Raw genomic sequence first — 22,692 nt, forward strand, 5'->3', positions numbered from 1 at the left:
AATTACGCTAGCTCCAAAATTTTAAAGCTTTCACTTTGTTTTTCGAATTCAAGATGAGCACCGGTTAAAGCTTGAACAAGCTCAATATTATAATTGAAAGGTAATAATTTCGCACGAACTTCTCTTTCACTATCTGCTTCTAGATAAACTGTTTTAGTTTTTTCTCTTACAGGTACCTCTAATGGTAATTCCTGATAGTATACTTTAAAAATCATTTAAATCTCTCCTTGTCAAATCACTATCTTCTCAATATTATAAGTGATTTTCTATATATTTTCATTCTTTTTATTGAAGATTACCTAAAATACGGTTATTTTAAAAAAAAATTTGAAATTATTGAGATATATTTCTTCTTTTTCAAAAATTGTTTTAGCCGTTTTTTTAATTTTTTTCGAAGTTTACGTAACATTAGTTTTACCTCCTAGACATGAAATTAAACTTATATAAAGAGAACACGGACATAGTATATTTATGTTTAGTATAGAACGAAAAAACATTTTCATTCAATATAATCCAAAAAGCAGTTAAAATAGAGGGTATCTTAAAGTTAAGGGGAGAAGAATGTGAAGAAGTTATATGGAGCTTTGTTTTTATTAAGTATTATTTGGAGTACATCTTTTTTATTTATTAAGCTCCTTTTAAACGATATAGGGCCAGAAGCAATTGTATTTTATCGCTGTTTCTTTGGTGCTATGACATTATTAATTATTATGTTAATCAAAAAGGTAAAGATTGATTATAAAAATTTACCGAAAATGAGTTTAATTATCGTCATTTCATTATTTAATCATGCTATACCGTGGCTTTTTCTTTCTTTTAGCGAGACACATCTGCAAAGTAATGAAGCGGCAGTATTGAATGCTTTTACGCCAATTGCAACACTCATTATTGGCTATTTTTTCTTTTCTCAAAAAATTCATAAGAAACAATGGATTGGACTTATGATCGGGATCGTTGGACTTATGATTATGATGAATCTTAATCCATCAACAATTTTCTCCGATAATATAATTTATTCAATATTAATGTTATTTGTTACTTTTTGTTATGGGCTTGGTTCACATTTAACGAAAAAGTATTTACAAAAAATTGATGTAATGATTGTTTCATTTTTAACCTTAGGTATTTCTGGTGTATTCGGCTTTTTTTATATGATCATTGTAGGGAAGGGCACTTTAAAACCATTTGTTAATTTTGAAGTTTTTAGTGGTGTGTTTGGACTAGGCGTTATATGTTCTGGGTTGGCATATTTATTATTTTATTATATGGTTAAAGAGGGAAGTGCAGAATTTGCAACAATGGTTACTTATATAGTACCTGTATTTGCTTCGATTTGGGGCTTTTTCTTTTTAAGTGAGCCTTTATCTTTCAAAATGATATTAGGGTTGTTAATCGTACTTCTAGGAGTATTTATTACGAATAGTAAACAAAAGTCAAAAATGAATAACTCAAAAGCAAATGCAGCGTCTTAGTGAGGGGAGAATAATATGACTAAACCAATCGTTTTTTTTGATATAGATGGAACGATTTTAAATCATGATAAAGTAATTCCGGATAGTACAAAGAAAGCAATTTCGGAACTTCAAAATAAAGATATCCACGTAGCGATTGCAACTGGTCGTGCGCCATTCATGTTTAAAGAAATTCGTGAAGAATTAAATATAAATAGTTTTATAAGTTTAAATGGACAATATGCTGAATTTGAAGGTGAAGCTATTCACAAACATGCCCTACATCCAGAACAACTTCACCAATTTACTCAAAAAGCAAAAGAACTAGGCATTCCGCTTATCTATTTAAATAACGAGACAATGAGAGCGTCAATTGATTCACATCCTCATATAAAAGAAGCAATGACATCGATCAGAATGCAACATCCTGAAGTTCAGCATGATTTTTATCTTAATCGTGAAATTTATCAAGTCTTACTGTTCTGTGAAGAGCATCAAGAGCCATCTTTAACCGATGGGTTTAATGAATTTAATTTTATTCGTTGGCATGAATATTCGTCAGATGTCTTACCAGTTGGAGGATCTAAAGCGAATGGAATACTTCAAATGGTAAACCATCTTGGATTTGATATGCAAAATGTGATCGCATTTGGTGACGGATTAAATGATTTAGAAATGATTGAAAAAGTTGGTACAGGTATCGCCATGGGTAATGCAGTAGATCCACTAAAAAAATTAGCTAACCATATCACAACGAATGTTGATGAAGATGGAATTTTAAACGGTTTAAAATGGGCAGGACTTCTTTAAGTCTGTAGATATAACTACAAAAACATTTATTTTCAGACTGATTGCAAGCGCTTGTCTTTCGAGGCGCGAAGTCTGGTGAGGAGCGGAGTTACCCTAAACGGTAAGAGCACCGCAGACAGGCGAAGCAACGAAGAAAGCGAGCGTTTGGCGGGCAGTCTGAAAGAGCGATTGGTTTTCCAATCGCTCTTTTTTATTTTCTCTCTAAAGGTGAAGCGCCTTCTGGAGGAGAAAAAGGATTTGTTTTATTAATACGATCATAAAACATTACTCCATTTAGATGATCAATTTCATGCTGGAAGCAAATTGCTGGTAAACCTTTTAAACGAATTTTTACTTCTCCTAATCTCGTGTCAAAACCAGTAACTGTTATTCTTGCGTATCGTGGAACATATCCAGGAACATCTCGATCAACAGATAAGCAGCCTTCACCACCTGATAAATAAACTTCCTCAACAGAATGACTTACAATTTTTGGATTTAATAAAGCATAACTATATAAATTACCTTGTAAGTCAGTAACATGAACACCTATGGCTCTTTTTAGAATTCCAATTTGTGGCGCAGCTAATCCGATACCAGATCGTAGACCGTATTCGGCAGCTATTTCTGGATTCTGACTATTTATAACATATTCTAATAATGAATTCGCTAAATGAATATCCTCTGCCGATGGAGGTAAGCTTACTTCACTCGAGATTTCCCTTAATCTAGGATCGCCTTCTCGAATTATATCTTTCATTGTAATCAAATGAATTTCACTCCTGTCTCATTTTTCCTTAATATAAGTATGTACTATTCACTAGTATTATTAATTTAGTCTAACAAATCTTTATTAAATTGTCAGTCACAAGCAGGTAGAATGGAAAAAGGAGCGATAAATTATCGCTCCTTAAAGTTTGTGGTTATACATTAATAATAGAGGCTTACAAGTGTGAATTATAAAACGAAAGCTGCACCAACGATAATTAATAAAATGAATAGAACAACGATTAATGCGAAACCGCCGTAACCGCAACCGCATCCGCCGCCGTAACCATAACCAGGGTATCCACCTTTTCCACCGTATCCGTAACCGTACATATAATAACCTCCCTTTAAACTGTTTCCGCATATAGCGGATACTACAAATTATGAAAAACTACATAAAGTGTGTGGGTATGTGACCAGATTATTTTTTAGGACGTATAAAAAGTGTGAAAAGATGCAACATGGAAATAATAATGAAAAAAAATTGGGTGAAATTATGTATAAAAAATTTAATTCTTTATTTCTTGTAATAGTCATAGTCTTTATCCTTTGTTCGGGTTGTACTTCTCAAGTAAAACAAAAGAATTTAGTAATAAATCAACTAGCTGAAATTGCTAAAATGGAACAGAAATTTCAAAAAGCTGGAGAAGGTATTCAAAAACTGGAAGTAAAAGAATTGGAGTATTATGAAAAAATTTATTTATATAAAATCAGCGAAGTAAATAAAAGACAAGAGTCAGCTAAACAAGCAATTAATTTATTAAATGAACGAAAAGAACGAGTCAATGAGGAGTCAAAATTAATTCACGATATAGACATAAAAATTAAAGAACTTCAAACAATAAATATTGAAACGAAGGATGAACAGTTTCGAAATGAAGTTAATAACTTTATAAAAACATGGAGAGAAAGAACAGAGTTATACGATAAATTGAATTCTAAATATAAAGATGCAATGGAAACGGATCTTTCAATTTATAACTTATTATCGCAGAAAAAAGTTGATTTAAAAAATGTAAAGAATGAGACAAAGGATACAAATCACATTTATAAAGATGTCATTAAATACAATGATCAATTAAATCTTTATACTCAAAAATTAAATAATTTACAAAAAGACATATATGAAAAATATGGTAAATAACATATCGGGACTAGAATTACTAAATAAAAATCGTTGTAGTACAGTTTGAAATTTAAGATAAAAAAAAACCATTATTAGCTATTTGAGTATAATTTAAAGGAGTTTCTGTTATTGTATAACAGATTGCTGTTTCAAAGGTAGTACAGGGTTAAAATTTTGTGGCAAATTTTTTGAAAAATCATGAATAAAATAATACAACAAAATATTTGACGAGTTTATGAACGTGTTATAAACTGTACTAGTGTTCAATGTTGTACTAGTGTAATACACGAATAGTATAAGTACAGATTTTAATTATAAGTTTAAGTTACTTGTAATTACTCTTAAGAAAATACACATGATGGATAAAGAAAATAAATCCTCCATAATTAAAGAAGGGTGTGGGTTTTAGTGGCAACTACTACGAAAAAAGTAGCTGGAAAGGAAACAACAGAAATGAAGAATACACAAACTGTTTCTGAATTAATGGATCAAATGCTTCAATTTGGTGATTCAGTTGGAACTCTTCAAATTTTAAATGAAGAGGGCGAAGTCGTTAATGAAGCAGCGATGCCTGAATTATCAGATGAGCAATTAAAAGAATTAATGAAACGTATGGTATGGACTCGTGTTCTTGACCAACGTTCAATTTCATTAAACAGACAAGGTCGTTTAGGTTTCTATGCTCCTACTGCAGGACAAGAAGCTTCTCAATTAGCAAGTCAATTTGCTCTTGAGAAAGAAGACTTTATCTTACCTGGTTACCGTGATGTACCTCAAATGATCTGGCACGGTTTACCATTATATAAAGCATTTTTATGGTCACGTGGACATTTAGTAGGAAGTCAAATTCCTGAAGATGTAAATACAATCTTCCCACAAATTATTATTGGTGCTCAAATTATTCAAGCTGCAGGTGTTGCACTTGGTATGAAGTTAAAAGGCCAAAAATCTGTTGCCATTACATATACAGGTGACGGTGGATCTTCTCAAGGTGATTTCTATGAGGGTATGAACTTTGCTGGTGCTTACAATGCTCCTGCGATTTTCGTTGTTCAAAATAACAGATACGCAATCTCAACTCCAGTTTCTAAGCAATCAAAAGCTAGAACAATTGCTCAAAAAGCAATTGCTGTAGGTATTGCTGGTATTCAAGTTGATGGTATGGATCCATTAGCAGTTTATGCAGCTACATCAGAAGCTCGTAAACGTGCTGTAAATGGCGAAGGTCCAACATTAATTGAAACATTAACATTCCGTTATGGACCACATACAATGGCTGGTGATGACCCAACTCGTTACCGTACAAAAGATACTGAAAATGAGTGGGAAGCAAAAGATCCAATCGTTCGTTTCCGTAAGTTCTTAGAGAAAAAAGGTCTTTGGACAGAAGAAGAAGAAAATGCAATTATCGAAGAAGCAAAAGAAGCAATTAAAGATGCAATCAAACTTGCTGACCAAGAACCAAAACAAAAAGTTACTCATTTAATGGAAAATATGTTCGAAACTAAAACAAGTAATATAGAAGAGCAATATGCAATTTATAAAGAGAAGGAGTCGAAGTAAGTCATGGCGCAAATGACAATGATTCAAGCTATCACAGATGCATTACGCGTTGAAATGAAGAACGATCCTACTGTAGTAGTATTTGGTGAGGACGTTGGAGTAAACGGTGGTGTATTCCGTGCAACTGAAGGTTTACAAGCAGAATTCGGTGAGCAACGTATATTCGATACACCACTTGCTGAATCAGGAATCGGTGGATTAGCAATCGGTCTTGGAATTGAAGGTTTCCGTCCAGTAGCAGAAATCCAATTCTTCGGATTCTTATTCGAAATCATGGACTCAATCGCTGGTCAAGCAGCACGTATGCGTTACCGTACAAGCGGTCGTTTTACTTCACCAATTACTTTCCGTTCACCATTTGGTGGTGGTGTTCATACACCAGAAATGCACGCGGATAGTTTAGAAGGATTAATGGCTCAAACTCCTGGTTTAAAAGTAGTTATTCCATCAACACCTAAAGATGCTAAAGGTCTTTTAATTTCATCTATTCGTGATAATGACCCTGTTATCTATTTAGAGCACATGAAATTATACCGTTCATTCCGTGAAGATGTACCTGAAGGCGAGTACACTATCGAATTAGGTAAAGCGGATGTTAAACGCGAAGGTAAAGATGTATCAGTATTTGCTTATGGTGCAATGGTTCACGCTGCATTAAAAGCTGCTGAAGAATTAGAAAAAGACGGAGTATCAGTAGAAGTTGTTGACTTACGTACTGTTCATCCATTAGATACTGCTGCAATCGTTGCATCTGTTGAGAAAACTGGCCGTGCTGTTGTTGTACAAGAAGCACAAAAACAAGCTGGTATTGCTGCAAATATTGTTGCTGAAATTAATGATCGTTGTATCCTTTCATTAGAAGCACCAGTTGTTCGTATTACTGCAGCTGATACTGTTTACCCATTCTCAGAAGCGGAAACAGTATGGTTACCAAACCATAAAGATGTTGTTGAAGGCATTCAAAAAGTTTTAAACTTCTAATTTAGTTTATAACAAAAAATAGTGAAAGGTATTTGATGAAATCATCAATACCTTTCTTACATTATAAATAAAATATTTTAAAAAAATAATTTAACTTTGTTCGGAGGTAGAAATCTGTGTCAAACTCAGTGGCAAGTCTATTTGAATTTAGATTACCAGATATCGGTGAAGGTATTCACGAAGGTGAAATTGTAAAATGGTTTATTAAAGCAGGCGACGAAGTAAATGAAGATGATATCATTTGTGAAGTTCAAAACGATAAATCAGTAGTAGAAATTCCATCACCTGTAAAAGGGAAAGTATTAGAAGTATTAGTTGCAGAAGGAACAGTTGCAGTTGTTGGTGACGTATTAGTACGTTTAGATGCACCTGGATATGAAAACATTAGCTTCAAAGGACAACATGCTGAAGAAGCTCCAACTACTACTCCAGTACCAGAAGCTGCTGAAGCAGTTCAAGCAAAAGTACAAGAATCTTATGAGCAAAGTGAACCAAAAACAGATGCTGCACCACTATCACCTGTTGCTGCGATTGAACCAAAAGCACATGTAATTGCAATGCCATCTGTACGTAAATACGCTCGTGAGAAAAACGTAGATTTACGTATTGTACCAGGTTCAGCTAAAAATGGCCGTGTAACAAAACAAGACGTAGATGCATTCTTATTAGGTGGAGTAGCTCCAGCTGCTGCAGCACAAACAGAAGTTGCTGTTGAAGTTGTAACAGAAGCTCCAGCTGCTACACAAGAAGCTCCAAAAGCAATGCCAATTCCAGAAGGAGCATATCCTGAAACTCGTGAAAAAATGAGTGGAATTCGTAAAGCAATCGCTAAAGCAATGGTTAACTCTAAACATACTGCTCCTCACGTAACATTAATGGATGAAATAGATGTAACGAAACTAGTTGCTAGCCGTAAAAAATATAAAGAAGTTGCAGCTGCACAAGGTATCAAATTAACATTCTTACCTTATGTTGTTAAAGCTTTAACTTCTGCATTACGTAAATTCCCAGCTTTAAATACATCAATCGATGATGCTACTAGCGAAATCGTACACAAACATTACTATAACATTGGTATTGCTGCAGATACTGATAAAGGTTTATTAGTACCAGTTGTTAAAGATGCTGATCGTAAAGCAATCTTCTCAATTTCTGCTGAAATTAATGAATTAGCTACTAAAGCTCGTGATGGTAAATTAGCTCCTGCAGAAATGAAAGGTGCTACATGCACAATCACAAATATCGGTTCAGCTGGTGGACAATGGTTTACTCCAGTAATTAACCACCCAGAAGTAGCTATTTTAGGTATTGGTCGTATTGCTGAAAAACCAGTAGTATTAAATGGAGAAATCGTGGTTGCTCCAGTATTAGCGTTATCATTAAGCTTTGACCACCGTATTATCGATGGTGCAACTGCTCAAAACGCATTAAACCATATTAAACGATTATTAAATGATCCAGAATTATTATTAATGGAGGCGTAAGATAAATGGTAGTAGGAGATTTCGCAATTGAACTAGATACGGTCGTTATCGGTGCCGGTCCTGGTGGTTATGTTGCAGCAATTCGTGCAGCACAACTTGGACAAAAAGTTGCTGTTATTGAAAAAGGTAATCTTGGTGGGGTATGTCTAAACGTAGGTTGTATTCCTTCAAAGGCATTAATTACTGCTGGTCACCGTTATGAAACAGCTAAGCATTCTGAAGATATCGGTATTACAGCAGAAAATGTAAAAGTTGATTTTACAAAAGTTCAAGCTTGGAAAAGCAGTGTAGTTAATAAATTAACTGGCGGTGTTGCTGGTTTATTAAAAGGAAACAAAGTTGAAGTTATTAAAGGTGAAGCTTACTTTAATGATGCTAACACTCTTCGTGTAATTACTGAAGAATCAGCTCAAACCTATACTTTTAACAATGCGATCATCGCAACAGGTTCAACTCCAATCGAAATCCCTGGTTTCAAATGGAGCAACCGTGTAATCGATTCTACAGGTGCATTAAACTTACCTGAAATTCCAAAAAAATTAGTTGTTATTGGTGGCGGCTATATTGGTATGGAATTAGGTACTGCTTATGCTAACTTTGGTACACATGTAACAATTCTTGAAGCTGGTGACGAAATCTTAAATGGTTTTGAAAAATCTATGAGCTCAATTGTTAAACGTGGATTAAAGAAAAAAGGTAATGTCGATATCGTAACAAAAGCGTTCGGTAAAGGCGTTGAAGAAACTGCAGATGGCGTAACAGTTAAATTCGAAACAAATGGCGAAATGCAAGAAATCGAAGCTGATTACGTTTTAGTAACAGTTGGACGTTTCCCGAACTCTCGTGACATGGGCTTAGAAAATGTTGGTGTTGAAATTAACGAACGTGGTGTAATTACTACTGATAAACAAGCTCGTACAACAATTAATAATATTTACGCAATTGGTGACGTAATTGCTGGTCCTCCATTAGCACACAAAGCTTCTTATGAAGGTAAAGTTGCTGCTGAGGCAATCAGTGGTATGTCAAGTCAAATCGAATACTTAGCTATCCCTGCTGTAGTATTTACTGATCCAGAATTAGCAACTGTTGGTTATACAAAAAAACAAGCAGATGATGAAGGATTAGCTGTAAATGTAGCAAAATTCCCATTCGGTGGAAATGGTCGCGCATTATCACTAAATTCAACTGATGGATTCGTACAATTAGTTTCTCGTAAAGAAGATGGAGTACTAGTTGGTGCTCAAGTTGCAGGTGTAAATGCTTCAGATATCATTTCTGAACTTGGTCTTGCAATTGAAGCTTGCATGAGCGTTGAGGATATTGCTCAAACAATTCACGCTCACCCAACATTAGGTGAAATCTCAATGGAAGCTGCAGAATTAGCGATGGGTCATCCAATCCACGTTTTAAAATAATTACTTAAAAACCTCCTATATTTTATAGGAGGTTTTTTACTGTTCAAATTGATTTGAAACGGTTTATTTAAAGCATAAAGTAGTTTGCTAAATGTAGATGCACTAAACGCAATACGATGGCAAAATAACGAAAAAAACGACTGTCTGCAATCTCCTATTTGTTAGGAGGTTTTTTTGCATGATTAAGGCATGTCTCGCATAACGTTTAAAAAACAAACTTTCTAGTATTTGATCATTGATTGGTGGGAGTATTGATGCGAAAACAATTAATAGTATTAATGATTCATCAACTATTTTGGATAGGGTTTTCATTTGTTTTATTCTTGTCGAAAAGGGATCAATTATATTCTAAAGTCATCTTGTTTCTAGTATTCTTTTACCAGCTTTATTTAATTGCAAAATACGTTGGAAACACAAGAAAAGCAAGTATTATTATTACTTGCTTTTATGCTTCGATATTTTTCTTTTGCCAGGCGATCGTAAACTTATTTTAAATTATCGTTTGTAAAAATACATGATTCGATTGTTAAATAATTCAAGCTTTGCTTCAATTTTTTGAGCTAAATATCTACATAGCTCATTTGCTTTTCCTTTATCACCATAAGTTGAGTTTGGTAATAGAGTAATCACGATATTTTTATCATCTTGAATAGAAACAACAAAATGTTTATAACGTGAATCATTGCTCTGTAGATAAAGTGCATCTTGATCATCTAATTTTTTATTTGAAATAGAGTAGGGAAAGGAAACCCTTTCATAATTCCAGTCAACTTGTTGACCGATCTTAGTTGAAGATTGTATGTAATCATTTATTAAATTATTTATTAAATCTAAATTTGCTTCTTGGTATTTGGATTTATCCACTAATTGAATGGTAGCTTGTTGAACCATTTTTAAATTTTCCCCCTAAGATGTTCTATGAAAAACATCACTTTTAATCTTTTTTATCATAACATTATTTCAAATTTTTAGACAAGTATTCGGTATGATTTTAGTTTTTTCTTCATATGTATTAACTTACAATACTAAACCAGAGGAGTGGGTGAAACAATGTTTGAAAAATTATATGATGATCACGAAAATGTAAGAGTCCGATTTGTTGGCTTCGTAACGAACGATACAAGATACGATATTGGTATTGTATATACTAACATGTTCTTTGGAAAGCCACTCGTTATCTGCATGCAATCTAGACAATGCATTTTATTAGATCGACAGGATGTTTCATTTCCCAATCAGTTGAAATTTTTATGTAAACTAAAAAGTGAGGAAGAGGCAATGGAGCTCGCAGAATATTTAGCTGACTGGTTACCGTCACCAAGTATAGAGGAGAGCTATGAATAAAAAATAAATGTGTTATACTAAATAAAATGTGTTCACCTTATAAAACCCCTTGAATAATCTAGTATTAGAAAATTTAAGTTATACTTATTTACCACTTGCGTAAATAAGTATAACACATTATAATGAAGTTAGTTAATTGATACAACATTATGAAAGGGGTTACAATAATGGGAACGTTCGTATGTAAATGTTGTGAAAAAACAGTAGGTCATTTCGAGGATGAAAAAGTAACAACTCTTTACGTTAAAAACTGTGAAGATTGTGAACCAACTGAAAATGAAGTTTGCTAATAATTATTAATTAAAACATAAGGTCTAATAGAGTAACTATAGACATTTATAAATAAGAAATTCCACAAGGCGATCGTTTTTCCTTGTGGTTTTTTATGTTTTTCTTTAAGGGTAAAAATGTTTTTAATTAACGCGCAAAAAAGGGAGACTCAATTAAGAATCACCCACTTTTCTTTTTATGCAATTTGAGTTTGATCTCCAATTCTTGCAGTTATAACCTCGGATGAAGCTTCCTTCGTTGTAACTGGAATTAATTTTGAAGTATCTTTTAAATATTGAGCCATTTCGTTTGAGTCAATTCTAGTATTTAAATTTGTTAAAAAGGCAGAAACCATCGCAAAAGGATATCTATGCATATTTAAATGGAAAATAATTTCGTGTAATGAACGTATTCCGATACCATGACCATAATAATAATTACTTCCCATAGAAACAGTGTTTTCTCCTTGCCATTCTGGTGTCATTGGGTCAACTTCAGGATTTTTTATATAAACAACGTCACCAGGGGCTGGACGATCTACTTCAGCCGTTAATATAGCTAATTTAGGGTCGTAATTCCAAGTGTATAAGTATATGCCATTATCGAATAGTTGATCAAAAATTTCATAGCCTAAAAGATCTAGCAGGGCTTTATAAAATATCATAATGATTGCAGTTGCACATTCTGTAGCGTAAAATTGTCCATTGCGAAAAATATCATAAATTCCCATGGAGGTTCTTATGCCTGGCCTAAGTCTAAATCCACCCATTGGTGTGCGAATCCAAAACATAGGATTACAATATGCTCGTCTAAAAACCCTAAATTGCATGCCACTTGTTAATAAATCTTTAGAAGCCTGAAGTATATAAGTTCTAATTGTTAAATCAAAAGAAAGTTCACGGTCAGATTTATAAATATGAGACTTTTTACTGTTTGTTAAACTAGACAATATTTCTTGATAAAGTTTATTATTTGAATCTTCGCTATTTTTTAATGAAGCATGAACAATTTTATTATTCACGACTATCAATGAGTCCACATCCTAACGTAAAAACAATTTTTTCGTACGAAATCAATATAATTACCTTACCTATCATATGCCTATATAATTTAGATGTGATTTAGAATGAAAAAAAACTAGGATTCATTTCCTAGTTTCTTCATAAAAGTTTTCGTTATTTTAATACTTTTAACGTTAATAATTCTTCGTCTTCTGGGCCTTGAACAGGTAATCCTGCTTCAATATTCTTTTTAATATAAACTAGATTTTCTAGAGTAATTTCTTCACCAGGTAAAAAGATTGGAATACCAGGTGGATAAACCATTACAAATTCAGCAATAATTCTACCGACAGATTCCTCAAGTGGAACAGATTCTGTTTCGGAGTAAAATGCATCCCTAGGAGAGACTGCTAAATTTGGAATCGTTGGGATCTCAACGTTTAAATTTGTATTGTGCTCTGAGATGTCAAATTCAGTTACTAATACTTCAAGTGCATGAATTAACTGCTGAATGTCTTCTTCACTATCACCTGGTGTTAAAATGCAAAGAACATTATATAAATCAGACATTTCAACTTCAATATTAAATCGCTCTCTTAACCAAACTTCAACATCATGGCCCGTTATACCCAGTTTTTTTACGCTGATTAATATTTTAGTAGGATCAAAATTGAATGTAGCCTCGTTCCCAACTAAGTCATAACCAGGGCAATATAAACCATTGATTGAATTAATTTTATTTCGTGCATTATTTGCTAGTCTAATAGTATTCGTAAGTAATTCTTCACCAACAGTGGCTAATCTCTTTCTTGCAACATCTAGTGAAGCAAGCAATAAATAAGATGTTGAAGTAGTTGTTAGCATACTTAGTACAGATTGTACTCTGTGGACATTCACAATGCCTTCTCTTACATTTAAAATGGAACTTTGAGTCATAGAGCCACCAAGCTTGTGTACGCTCGTAGCAGCCATGTCAGCCCCTGCTTGCATCGCAGAGATCGGTAATTCGTTATGGAAATGAATATGTACACCATGCGCTTCATCAACTAATACGGCTAAGCCATGTGAATGTGCTAATTCAACAATGCTTTTTAAATCTGCTACAAATCCAAAGTATGTAGGATTAATGACTAACACTGCTTTTGCATCAGGATTATTTAAAATGGCCTCTTTCACTGCATTTGTCGTAATACCGTGTGAAATCCCTAATTCACTATCAATTTCAGGATGAACAAAAATTGGTGTAGCTCCCGAGAAAATGATTGCAGATAAAACAGATTTGTGAACATTTCTTGGAACGATAATTTTATCGCCAGGTCCACAAACACTCATTACCATTGTCATGATTGCGCCACTTGTGCCTTGAACTGAAAAGAATGTGTGGTCAGCACCAAAAGCTTTAGCTGCAAGATCTTGTGCTTGTTTTATTTTACCTTTTGGATGATGTAGATCATCTAAAGGAGCAATGTTGATTAAATCGATCGATAATGCATTATCACCAATGAACTCTCTAAATGTTGGATCCATTCCATTTCCTTTTTTATGTCCTGGAATATGGAATTGAATTGGGTTCTTCTTTGCATGTTCTAATAAAGAAGAAAATAACGGCGTTTCAATTTGTTTCATTTAACATACACCCCATTTAATGAATAATAGTGTTTTTCGGAAGTGATATGTTTGTAAACAATTCAACTGTTTACTCTCATTAAGTTATAAACTGTCTTACCTTCATTTGAAAAACAAAAAGATTATATCATTCTATGAATTTTCTGTATAGAAAAATATTATAAAGTTATGAAATTTTATTCATTTGAATGAAATTATATCAATTTTTAAAATAAGAATGGAATTTAAAAAATGTGTTAAAATGGAATTAATTAGAAAATAGTAGGAGTGAAGTAAATGGATTACCAATACCCAATTTCATATGATTGGACAACAGATGAGACAATTGAGGTAATAAAGTTCTACACATCAGTAGAAAAAGCGTATGAAAAGGGAATAGATCGTGAAGTGTTAATGGCTACATACAAACAATTTAAATCAATTGTTCCTAGTATCGCAGAAGAAAAAAAATTATGTAATGAGTTAGAAGAGATATCCGGTTATTCTGCATACAGAGTCATGCAAAAGGCTAAAAATGGTGCTCCTGGTGATAAAATTAAAATGTAGTATTAAATAAGTTCATTGTTAAAATTTATATAGTAATAAAAAATTATTAAGTAAAAAATAGAAGCCCATTAAAGGAAGATTAACTACTTTCAATGGGCTTTACTTATATAAGTATTGTTTAAGTAAAGCAATTTCATATTCGTCCTGTCGAAAAATGTGTAAAGAATGGGCATAGACTTTTGTTTTTGACATATGTATAATTAAACAACACTTATATTAATTCAGTTTATACTTAGTTTGTATAAAGGAATTAAAGTATTATATGTTTCTATAATACGTTGGATTAGTTCTTCCTTTGTAAGTGTAATTGCTTCATCTTTTGCAATTGTAATTCCACATAGGTATTCTGCTTTTTTTACATCATGAAATCTTTGAATACCTTTATTGAATTCATCTTTATTCATTTTACTTTTTTGTACCACGTCAGGCTTCATATGATCGTAAGATACAACAAAATCTTTCGGAATCATTTTGTAAAGTTTATTTTTATTCTTTTCAAAATTAATGGCAATCGATTGCTTATTTGGACTTTCATAAATAATTCCAAAGTAAACAAACAGGTGAGTACCCCACAGTCCAAATTGGAAATGAGGAAGCATTTTGTATCCGCGATTATTTGTTGCAAAAGCAATCCAAGTATCTTTTGGAGCATTCACAGTACGTCTAGCATGCTTAGCAATATGGCCAAAAAAGTTTTGATCAGTTTGTACATTTAAAAAAGGTAATATTTCTTCTTCAATTTCTTTAAATTTTGGTTGAATTTCATTTTGTATAGCACTCATTCTAGTTTCTAATGTTGAGTCAGTTGTAAATATTTCAAAATCACTTTCTTTAAAAAAAGTTTGAGTCATTTTTGAACCCCCTAATTACATTATCTAATTAGTATACCATGTTTGTCCAAAACAAATGGGTAATATGTTTCTTCATAAAACAGTTACATTATAAGCTTAAATAACATATATTAGTAGCAAGATAAAAATCAGAAAATTTTGTTAATTAACTTTTACAATTTGTTTTGCCAACTTATATTCTATGGAGGGATAATGATGAGACAAGTGATTAATGCGTTAAAAAGAACTGATGCAGAAAAGAGAATTCCTGTACTTAGATTAGAATTAGATTACGAACTAGCTACACTATTCGATGCTATGACAGTCAATGATAATGAAGCAATGATTGAATCTAAGAAGAAATTAGAATTATTAAGATTAGAATTAATTCGTCTAGAAGCTTAGCGAGTTTATTTACCGAACCTTTAAATAGGTTCGTTTTTCTGTGCGCTAAATCTTCCGCTAAATGCCCAATGGTCTATCGTATGCCCACCCTCCAAAATAGTTCCTCATCTTTCATCTTAAATAAAAATCATTTCATTAGGTTTTTTTAGGTTAAAATTGGTAAACTGATAAACAGGACCATAATAATATAGTTTTAGCACGTAGAGTTTGGAGTGTTTAAATATGAATGTAGATTGGAAAGAAATTGAACAATTCGCGAGGATTTTGCTTCAAGAGGCAGCTAAAAATATTAAAAGCTCATTATACGACTCCATAACAATCAATACTAAATCAAACGAAAATGACTTAGTAACAAATAAAGATGAAGAAATTGAAAAATTCTTTTACGAAAAAATAAAAAAGAAATTTCCAAATCATTACTTACTTGGTGAAGAAGGTAAAGGCGATGATTTGGATCAAGTAACGGGGGTTGTATGGATTCTTGATCCAATCGATGGAACGATGAATTTTGTTCACCAAAAACGTAATTTTATGATTTCTTTAGGTATTTATGAAAATGGAATCGGTAAAATGGGTTTTATAATGGATGTAATACATAATGAACTATATTTTGCTAAAAAAGGTGAAGGAGCTTATTTAAATGATCTTGAAATAACACCTTTGAAAAATGTAGTACTAGAAGAGGCTATTGTAGCTGTAAATGCTATTTGGTTAACTAAAAATCGTTATTTAAACCATGAAAAATTAAGTAATCTTGTTCGAAAAGTTAGAGGAAGTCGGTCATATGGTTCAGCAGCGATGGAAATGGTCTATGTGGCAATGGGAAGGATTGATGCCTATATCACCCCGAGATTATCACCTTGGGACTTTGCCGCGGGTAAAATTATTGTAGAAGAGCTAGGCGGAATTTGTACTTCGCTTAAAAATGAAAGCCTTTCAATTCTTAAAAAAAGCTCAGTGCTAATAAGTAACGCTTCGATTCATGAGGAATTACTTACTGATTATATCGAATTTCTACAAAAATAATAAAAAGAAGGTAAGTTTGGTTTATAACTTGCCTTCTTTTTTAGTGTGCAGACAGTGTTAAAAAAGAGAAGAGGTTTATAACTTGCCTTCTCTTTTTAATTTAGCACGTAATGAAAAACCATAACCAACTAACGATATTGAAATAATTAGTGAAATAACAGCGCCAATAGTACTTAGTTCTGCTAGCATTATACCAACTAGAATTAAGAAGATTACGGATAAAGTTGCAACGCAGAAAAGTCTAAATTTTATGCTAGACATGGTGAATCCTCCTGTTCATAATTCCTATTTTACTCTTTGTCGAATCGGATGTAAATTTGAAAAAAATAAATCTTTCCTAAATATTTATTAATAAATTATATTTTTGATTAAACATTTTCTTGATATATTTCCGTGTGCATGTGCTATAATGTTTTAGTTAATAATGAAAATAGATGTGTAGACATTTTAGGAGTGAATATATTTTGAAAAAAAGAGAAGATTTACGCAATATAGCAATTATTGCGCACGTTGACCATGGGAAAACAACGTTAGTTGATGAGTTATTAAAACAATCAGGTACATTCCGTTCAAACGAAAACGTTAATGAACGTGCAATGGACTCTAATGATATAGAACGTGAACGTGGAATTACAATCTTAGCTAAAAACACTGCAATCCAATATGAAGGTAAACGTATTAACATCATGGATACTCCTGGACACGCCGATTTTGGTGGAGAAGTAGAACGTATCATGAAAATGGTTGATGGTGTTCTTTTAGTTGTAGATGCATATGAAGGTTGTATGCCACAAACTCGTTTCGTATTGAAAAAAGCTTTAGAACAACATTTAACACCAATCGTAGTAGTAAATAAAATCGACCGTGACTTCGCACGTCCTGATGAAGTTGTTGACGAAGTAATCGATTTATTTATTGAATTAGGTGCAGATGAAGATCAATTAGAATTCCCAGTTGTATTCGCATCAGCTATCAACGGAACTTCTAGCTTAGAATCTGATCCTTCTAAACAAGAACCGAATATGAATGCTTTATTCGATACAATTATTGAGCACATTCCATCTCCAATCGATAATAGTGAAGAGCCTTTACAATTCCAAGTAACATTATTAGACTACAATGACTATGTTGGACGTATCGGTATCGGACGTATTTTCCGTGGAACAATGCAAGTTGGTCAATCAGTTGCTTTAATGAAACTTGATGGATCAGTTAAACAATTCCGTATTACAAAAATGTTTGGATTCATTGGATTAAAACGTATTGAAATCCAAGAAGCAAAAGCTGGTGACTTAGTAGCAGTTTCTGGTATGGAAGATATCAACGTAGGTGAAACAGTATGTCCTGCTGAACACCAAGAAGCACTTCCAATCTTACGTATTGATGAGCCAACTCTTCAAATGACATTCTTAGTTAATAATTCACCTTTTGCAGGTCGTGAAGGTAAATTTGTAACTTCTCGTAAAATTGAAGAGAGATTATTACAAGAACTTCAAACTGACGTAAGTTTACGTGTAGAAAATACTGATTCTCCTGATGTATGGATCGTAAGTGGACGTGGAGAGCTTCACTTATCAATCCTTATTGAAAACATGCGTCGTGAAGGATATGAGCTTCAAGTTTCAAAACCAGAAGTTATCATTCGTGTGATTGACGGTGTAAGATGTGAGCCTGTTGAGCATGTACAAATTGACGTTCCTGAAGAATATACTGGTTCAATCATGGAATCAATGGGTGCTCGTAAAGGTGAAATGAGAGATATGGTGAATAATGGTAACGGTCAAGTCCGTTTAACATTTATGGTACCAGCTCGTGGATTAATTGGTTATACTACAGAATTCTTAACTTTAACTCGTGGTTATGGAATCATTAACCACTCATTCGATAGCTACCAACCAGCTATTCAAGGTCAAGTTGGTGGACGTCGTCAAGGTGTATTAGTATCAATGGAAACTGGTAAAGCTTCAACATACGGAATTATGGGTCTAGAAGACCGTGGTGTAATTTTCCTTGAGCCAGGAACAGATGTTTATGATGGTATGATTGTTGGTGAGCATAACCGTGATAATGATTTATCAGTAAACGTTGTTAAGGTTAAACACGCTACTAACATCCGTTCAGCGAATAAAGACCAAACAACAACAATGAAAAAACCACGTATTATGACGCTTGAAGAATCTTTAGAATACTTAAATGATGATGAGTACTGTGAAGTTACGCCAACATCAATTCGTTTACGTAAAAAGCTTCTTGATAAAAATGAGCGTGAGCGTGCAGCGAAAAAGAAAAAATTCGCTGAACAAGAATAATTAAATTTTAAAATAATTATGATATAATAAAACCGACTAGAAATAGTCGGTTTCATTTTTGTAAACAAAGTACAAAATATTGATTTTCAGACAGTCTAAAAACGAATAGAAGTATTTTAGTTTTATTATAAAATAGGGGGATATGGATTTGGAAAAAGCTCCAAAGGGTTTTGAATTTGTCATCACACAGTTAATAAATATAACTCATGATATTCATCTTTCCATGTGGATATTATATGGTTTAATTGTTGTACTATGTATTGTAGTATATCATTTAGGTTTCGCAAAAAAATTGAGCATCCTTAAAAGTTTAATCATTTATGTTTTGCTTATGATTGGATGTAGTTTCCTTACTTTCTTAGCTTTAAGGATACCAATCGTGGAAGCATTACTTGCTAGTGTTTTCGTATTAGGTGTTTATAAGATTCGTTTACATCAATCAAAAAAGAATAATGCTACTACATAATGTAACACTTTTTAGAAAGTTGGTATCTAGATGAAATCTGTTCAGGACGCTTTATATAATTGGTTAACGATAAAAGTTATATATGAAGGTAGACCTTCGGATGAAGCTGCTAAAGAGACGTATGAGATGTTTGATTCGATTTTAAAAGAAGATCATCAAGTATCTAACGTGAAAATAGAAAAAATGGAAGATTTCTATTTAATTACATTTACACAAGCAGAAAAAGAGCGAACTACGCGCTTTCCTATTGAAATGATTGATTGCTTTTTAGATCAAGTAAGAGTTAATCCAGAGAAGTATTAAAAACCTAGAAATTAATCTAGGTTTTTTTTGTTTAAACTTATATTGGATTTATACATGAAAATAATATCTAAGTCCAAAAAAAGAAGCCCAATTGGCTTTTTTTCACGCTGTTGAAAAACAATCTTGTCAATTAATTTACCAAATTTTCGTAAAAGGAGTATAGTGATGTTGATTTCCACTACAGGATGCTCGCTTTCCATGGGGCGAGATTCTTTAGCCTCCTCGGCAAAAGCCTGCGGGGTCTCAGCCTTCCCACTTATCCCATAGGAGTCGAGCACCCCTTCGTTCCAATCAACATATTCATCTAAAGAAGTCTGCAATAAATCATTATCAAATAGCCTTTACTAAGAGTAACCTAACAGCTGTTTATTAATCAGTTTTTAGTTCAATTACAATCGAACATTAATTAATAAACTAACTGATCAATGGAATTTGTTTTTGTAAAAAGTTTACTCAAAGTATTTTTAACTTCTGAAAAAAACATTACTAGTGTAATTGGAATCATAACATTGCTCAAATATATTAACATATATAACCATTAATAGATCATCCCAAAAAATAATTTCAGCATAAATATACATTTAATTTCCTTTTTACTTATTGAACATTTTATATTTCAACACTATGAAAAAAAGAAGCCCAATAGGCTTCTTTTTTAATAATTTACCACTCGTCATTGTCCTTTACCGGTTTTAAGAAACGGAAATTTCCTGTTGCAATTCTTTGTTCTGTTTTTATTTTAATTCGATCGTAACATTCAGAGCATGTATATGTATGGATAGGACGATTTCTTAATTTTTTTGCAATAGGTGATTCATCGCTAATAGATTCGCTTTTATCACAAATCATGCATTTAACTCTCATGTGAAATTTCTCTCCTTATATATGAAGCTTAAGTTAACATAATTATAACAGGTTTTAGAATATATTTTTAGAAAACAGTGGTTTTAGCAGGAAGTTTTCAATAAACTTTGAATTATATTAGTATACTCTTTATTTGAAGGAGATGAAATAGTGATGGCAAACAGTATTGAGAAAACATTATCACCAAGCTTATTAGAAGATTGTAATAAAGAAAAGATTGTTTTTTTAAGTACTTTTAACTCCGAAAAGAATGCACCAGTTACGAATGCAATTTCTTGGCTTGCTGCCTTAGACGATAAGACGATTCGTTTTGCAGTCGATCAAAGATCAGCAATTATATCGAATATCGAAGAGGTTGAAGGGGTATCATTAAGCTTATTCTCAAATGAAACAGTTTATAGTATCTCAGGAAATGCAAAAATTTTAACGAAGCAAATGCCTGGGATTCCATTAAAATTAGCGTGTATAGAAGTGAAAGTTAATGAAGTAAAAAATATATTGTTTTATGGGTCAAAAATAACAGTCGAACCAGAGTATGCAAAAACTTATGATGAGAGAGCTGCAAAAAAATTAGATGTTGCAGTTTTAAGTGGTCTTAGATCCAACTGAGCTTTAAACATTAAAAAATATTCTAAAGTAGAGAGAATTTCATATAATATATTAACGGTTCGTCCATTCTTCGACTAGTAACCAAATGTAAGACCAATCAATTTAGAATTAAAACTAATTATTCTAATCTGAGTTATTTTTAGTCAGGAGGTTAAGGATTGAGTAAAATATACGTTCTCGACACCAATGTACTACTGCAAGACCCACTAGCAATCTTTTCATTTGAAGATAATGAAGTAGTTGTACCAGCTGTTGTATTAGAGGAAGTAGACTCAAAGAAGAGATATATGGATGAAGTTGGTCGTAATGCTAGGTATGTATCCAAACTAATTGATAGCTTTCGAGAACTAGGGAAATTACATGAAAGTATTCCTCTTGAAAACGGTGGTTCGTTTAGAATTGAATTAAATCATCGCTCATTTCAACAATTGCAAGAGATCTTTGTTGAAAAAACGAACGATAATCGCATTTTAGCTGTTGCAAAAAACTTATCACTTGAAGAAGAAGCAAAAGAAAGTGGAAAAACAGTGATTTTAGTTAGTAAAGATACATTAGTTCGTGTAAAAGCGGATGCATTAAATTTACTAGCTGAAGATTATTTAAGTGATCGAGTAGTGGAAGTTGATCATATTTATACCGGTTATCTAGAGTATTACATAAATACAGATTTATTAAACAAGTTTTACGAGAAAACTGAACTTCCTGTTTCAGATATAGCGAACCATCCATTTTATCCTAATCAATTCATCGTATTAAAGGATGCTCTCGGTGGTAAGAGTTCAGCTCTTGGAGTTGTAGATAAAACAGGTACAAAAATTAAGAAATTTGTTTTCTCGAATGAACATATTTGGGGCATAAGACCAAGAAATGCACAACAGTCCATGGCCTTAGAATTACTACTTCGAGACGATATACCATTAGTTACATTGATTGGAAAAGCAGGAACTGGAAAAACTTTATTAGCTTTAGCAGCAGGTTTAATGCAAAGTGAGGACCTGCAAAGCTATAAAAAGTTATTAGTTGCTAGACCGATTGTTCCAGTTGGAAAAGATCTTGGTTATTTACCAGGTGAAAAGGATGAAAAACTTCGTCCATGGATGCAACCGATTTATGATAACCTAGAATACTTATTCAATACGAAAAAACCAGGTGAACTCGATGCGATATTAGCCGGAATGGGCTCAATTGAAGTAGAAGCTTTAACTTATATAAGAGGTAGAAGTATCCCAGAGCAATTTATTATTATAGATGAAGCACAGAATCTAACTAGGCATGAAGTAAAAACAATTTTAACTCGTGTTGGTGATAAGAGTAAAATTGTATTAATGGGGGATCCAGAACAAATTGATCATCCATATTTAGATGAATACAACAATGGATTAACATATGTAGTTGAAAAATTTAAAGATCAAAAAATAAGTGGACATGTAAAACTAATAAAAGGCGAACGTTCATCAATTGCCCAACTTGCAGCGGATATATTGTAATAATTAAATGCTTACAAAAGCAACAT

28 protein-coding genes are annotated in these 22,692 nt (G+C 32.8%); 18 read left to right on the forward strand and 10 right to left on the reverse strand.

Features of this window, described 5'->3' with window-relative positions; all coding sequences use genetic code 11:
• Positions 1 to 2: 2 nt before the first annotated feature.
• Positions 3 to 215 (reverse strand): DNA-dependent RNA polymerase subunit epsilon, encoded by a 213-nt coding sequence (locus tag BED47_RS22430; protein WP_069035537.1) that lies wholly within the window; start codon positions 213 to 215, stop codon positions 3 to 5.
• Between the two features lie 348 nt (positions 216 to 563).
• Here BED47_RS22430 and BED47_RS22435 point away from each other — a divergent pair, with 348 nt between their 5' ends.
• Entirely contained in the window at positions 564 to 1,472 is a 909-nt protein-coding gene (locus BED47_RS22435; protein WP_069035538.1) for a DMT family transporter, read from the forward strand.
• Positions 1,473 to 1,487: 15 nt separating this feature from the next.
• Positions 1,488 to 2,261, forward strand: a complete 774-nt coding sequence (locus BED47_RS22440; RefSeq protein WP_069035539.1) for a Cof-type HAD-IIB family hydrolase — start codon at positions 1,488 to 1,490, stop codon at positions 2,259 to 2,261.
• A gap of 190 nt (positions 2,262 to 2,451) precedes the next feature.
• Here BED47_RS22440 and def read toward each other — a convergent pair whose 3' ends face one another.
• Both def and BED47_RS22450 read right to left on the reverse strand, forming a co-directional pair.
• Positions 2,452 to 3,009, reverse strand: a complete 558-nt coding sequence (gene def / locus BED47_RS22445; RefSeq protein WP_069035540.1) for a peptide deformylase — start codon at positions 3,007 to 3,009, stop codon at positions 2,452 to 2,454.
• Between the two features lie 188 nt (positions 3,010 to 3,197).
• Positions 3,198 to 3,341: a YjcZ family sporulation protein gene (locus BED47_RS22450; RefSeq protein ID WP_069035541.1), complete on the reverse strand. Its 144-nt coding sequence runs from the start codon at positions 3,339 to 3,341 to the stop codon at positions 3,198 to 3,200.
• Between the two features lie 163 nt (positions 3,342 to 3,504).
• Between BED47_RS22450 and BED47_RS22455 the strand changes: the two genes are divergently transcribed.
• The 6 genes from BED47_RS22455 to BED47_RS23860 all read left to right on the forward strand — a co-directional run bounded on the left by BED47_RS22455 (position 3,505) and on the right by BED47_RS23860 (position 10,074).
• Positions 3,505 to 4,152, forward strand: a complete 648-nt coding sequence (locus BED47_RS22455; RefSeq protein WP_175403539.1) for a YkyA family protein — start codon at positions 3,505 to 3,507, stop codon at positions 4,150 to 4,152.
• A 465-nt stretch (positions 4,153 to 4,617) separates the two neighbouring features.
• Positions 4,618 to 5,697, forward strand: coding sequence for a pyruvate dehydrogenase (acetyl-transferring) E1 component subunit alpha (gene pdhA / locus BED47_RS22460; protein ID WP_069035641.1), 1,080 nt, complete (start codon positions 4,618 to 4,620; stop codon positions 5,695 to 5,697).
• A 3-nt stretch (positions 5,698 to 5,700) separates the two neighbouring features.
• Positions 5,701 to 6,678, forward strand: a complete 978-nt coding sequence (locus tag BED47_RS22465; RefSeq protein WP_069035543.1) for an alpha-ketoacid dehydrogenase subunit beta — start codon at positions 5,701 to 5,703, stop codon at positions 6,676 to 6,678.
• A 128-nt stretch (positions 6,679 to 6,806) separates the two neighbouring features.
• Positions 6,807 to 8,162, forward strand: a complete 1,356-nt coding sequence (locus tag BED47_RS22470; protein WP_069035642.1) for a dihydrolipoamide acetyltransferase family protein — start codon at positions 6,807 to 6,809, stop codon at positions 8,160 to 8,162.
• 5 nt (positions 8,163 to 8,167) lie between these two features.
• Complete coding sequence (gene lpdA, locus BED47_RS22475; RefSeq protein WP_069035544.1) at positions 8,168 to 9,580, forward strand: dihydrolipoyl dehydrogenase; 1,413 nt, start codon at positions 8,168 to 8,170, stop codon at positions 9,578 to 9,580.
• Positions 9,581 to 9,834: 254 nt separating this feature from the next.
• Positions 9,835 to 10,074, forward strand: a complete 240-nt coding sequence (locus tag BED47_RS23860) for a hypothetical protein (RefSeq protein ID WP_069035545.1) — start codon at positions 9,835 to 9,837, stop codon at positions 10,072 to 10,074.
• A gap of 1 nt (position 10,075) precedes the next feature.
• On the opposite strand, the gene BED47_RS22485 is transcribed toward BED47_RS23860, so the two are convergent.
• Positions 10,076 to 10,471: a DUF1885 family protein gene (locus tag BED47_RS22485; RefSeq protein WP_069035546.1), complete on the reverse strand. Its 396-nt coding sequence runs from the start codon at positions 10,469 to 10,471 to the stop codon at positions 10,076 to 10,078.
• Positions 10,472 to 10,630: 159 nt separating this feature from the next.
• On the opposite strand from BED47_RS22485, the gene BED47_RS22490 reads away from it, so the two are divergent.
• Together BED47_RS22490 and BED47_RS22495 are read left to right on the forward strand one after the other, a co-directional pair.
• Positions 10,631 to 10,924, forward strand: a complete 294-nt coding sequence (locus BED47_RS22490; protein ID WP_069035547.1) for a DUF3055 domain-containing protein — start codon at positions 10,631 to 10,633, stop codon at positions 10,922 to 10,924.
• Between the two features lie 167 nt (positions 10,925 to 11,091).
• Positions 11,092 to 11,214 (forward strand): GapA-binding peptide SR1P, encoded by a 123-nt coding sequence (locus BED47_RS22495; RefSeq protein ID WP_056468549.1) that lies wholly within the window; start codon positions 11,092 to 11,094, stop codon positions 11,212 to 11,214.
• A gap of 176 nt (positions 11,215 to 11,390) precedes the next feature.
• On the opposite strand, the gene BED47_RS22500 is transcribed toward BED47_RS22495, so the two are convergent.
• On the reverse strand, positions 11,391 to 12,215 hold the full coding sequence (locus BED47_RS22500; RefSeq protein WP_254664649.1) for a protein-glutamine gamma-glutamyltransferase: 825 nt from the start codon (positions 12,213 to 12,215) through the stop codon (positions 11,391 to 11,393).
• A 154-nt stretch (positions 12,216 to 12,369) separates the two neighbouring features.
• Positions 12,370 to 13,821, reverse strand: a complete 1,452-nt coding sequence (locus tag BED47_RS22505; RefSeq protein ID WP_069035549.1) for an aminotransferase class I/II-fold pyridoxal phosphate-dependent enzyme — start codon at positions 13,819 to 13,821, stop codon at positions 12,370 to 12,372.
• A gap of 276 nt (positions 13,822 to 14,097) precedes the next feature.
• Here BED47_RS22505 and BED47_RS22510 point away from each other — a divergent pair, with 276 nt between their 5' ends.
• Positions 14,098 to 14,367 carry a UPF0223 family protein gene (locus tag BED47_RS22510; protein WP_069035550.1) on the forward strand — a complete coding sequence of 90 codons (270 nt, stop codon included), beginning with the start codon at positions 14,098 to 14,100 and terminating at the stop codon, positions 14,365 to 14,367.
• 221 nt (positions 14,368 to 14,588) lie between these two features.
• Here BED47_RS22510 and BED47_RS22515 read toward each other — a convergent pair whose 3' ends face one another.
• Positions 14,589 to 15,218, reverse strand: coding sequence for a YktB family protein (locus BED47_RS22515; RefSeq protein ID WP_069035551.1), 630 nt, complete (start codon positions 15,216 to 15,218; stop codon positions 14,589 to 14,591).
• Between the two features lie 195 nt (positions 15,219 to 15,413).
• On the opposite strand from BED47_RS22515, the gene BED47_RS22520 reads away from it, so the two are divergent.
• Together BED47_RS22520 and BED47_RS22525 are read left to right on the forward strand one after the other, a co-directional pair.
• The gene (locus tag BED47_RS22520; protein WP_056468536.1) at positions 15,414 to 15,602 is read left to right on the forward strand and encodes a hypothetical protein; all 189 of its coding nucleotides are present in this window, start codon (positions 15,414 to 15,416) and stop codon (positions 15,600 to 15,602) included.
• Positions 15,603 to 15,824: 222 nt separating this feature from the next.
• Positions 15,825 to 16,628 carry an inositol monophosphatase family protein gene (locus tag BED47_RS22525; RefSeq protein WP_069035552.1) on the forward strand — a complete coding sequence of 268 codons (804 nt, stop codon included), beginning with the start codon at positions 15,825 to 15,827 and terminating at the stop codon, positions 16,626 to 16,628.
• Positions 16,629 to 16,703: 75 nt separating this feature from the next.
• Here BED47_RS22525 and BED47_RS22530 read toward each other — a convergent pair whose 3' ends face one another.
• A complete protein-coding gene (locus BED47_RS22530) occupies positions 16,704 to 16,889 on the reverse strand; it encodes a DUF5325 family protein (protein WP_069035553.1) in 186 nt (61 codons plus the stop codon).
• Positions 16,890 to 17,089: 200 nt separating this feature from the next.
• Between BED47_RS22530 and typA the strand changes: the two genes are divergently transcribed.
• The 3 genes from typA to BED47_RS22545 all read left to right on the forward strand — a co-directional run bounded on the left by typA (position 17,090) and on the right by BED47_RS22545 (position 19,706).
• On the forward strand, positions 17,090 to 18,937 hold the full coding sequence (typA, locus tag BED47_RS22535) for a translational GTPase TypA (protein WP_069035643.1): 1,848 nt from the start codon (positions 17,090 to 17,092) through the stop codon (positions 18,935 to 18,937).
• A gap of 148 nt (positions 18,938 to 19,085) precedes the next feature.
• A complete protein-coding gene (locus tag BED47_RS22540) occupies positions 19,086 to 19,403 on the forward strand; it encodes a YlaH-like family protein (protein ID WP_235821791.1) in 318 nt (105 codons plus the stop codon).
• Positions 19,404 to 19,433: 30 nt separating this feature from the next.
• On the forward strand, positions 19,434 to 19,706 hold the full coding sequence (locus BED47_RS22545) for a hypothetical protein (protein WP_069035555.1): 273 nt from the start codon (positions 19,434 to 19,436) through the stop codon (positions 19,704 to 19,706).
• A gap of 11 nt (positions 19,707 to 19,717) precedes the next feature.
• On the opposite strand, the gene BED47_RS22550 is transcribed toward BED47_RS22545, so the two are convergent.
• On the reverse strand, positions 19,718 to 20,026 hold the full coding sequence (locus tag BED47_RS22550; RefSeq protein WP_069035556.1) for a hypothetical protein: 309 nt from the start codon (positions 20,024 to 20,026) through the stop codon (positions 19,718 to 19,720).
• A 343-nt stretch (positions 20,027 to 20,369) separates the two neighbouring features.
• Positions 20,370 to 20,570 carry a YlaI family protein gene (locus BED47_RS22555; protein WP_056468526.1) on the reverse strand — a complete coding sequence of 67 codons (201 nt, stop codon included), beginning with the start codon at positions 20,568 to 20,570 and terminating at the stop codon, positions 20,370 to 20,372.
• Positions 20,571 to 20,723: 153 nt separating this feature from the next.
• On the opposite strand from BED47_RS22555, the gene BED47_RS22560 reads away from it, so the two are divergent.
• Both BED47_RS22560 and BED47_RS22565 read left to right on the forward strand, forming a co-directional pair.
• The gene (locus BED47_RS22560) at positions 20,724 to 21,179 is read left to right on the forward strand and encodes a pyridoxamine 5'-phosphate oxidase family protein (protein WP_069035644.1); all 456 of its coding nucleotides are present in this window, start codon (positions 20,724 to 20,726) and stop codon (positions 21,177 to 21,179) included.
• Between the two features lie 158 nt (positions 21,180 to 21,337).
• Complete coding sequence (locus BED47_RS22565; protein WP_056468520.1) at positions 21,338 to 22,666, forward strand: PhoH family protein; 1,329 nt, start codon at positions 21,338 to 21,340, stop codon at positions 22,664 to 22,666.
• Positions 22,667 to 22,692 lie beyond the last annotated feature (26 nt).

It is taken from the genome of Gottfriedia luciferensis (genome assembly GCF_001712755.1).
GTDB lineage: Bacteria > Bacillota > Bacilli > Bacillales > Bacillaceae_G > Gottfriedia > Gottfriedia luciferensis_B.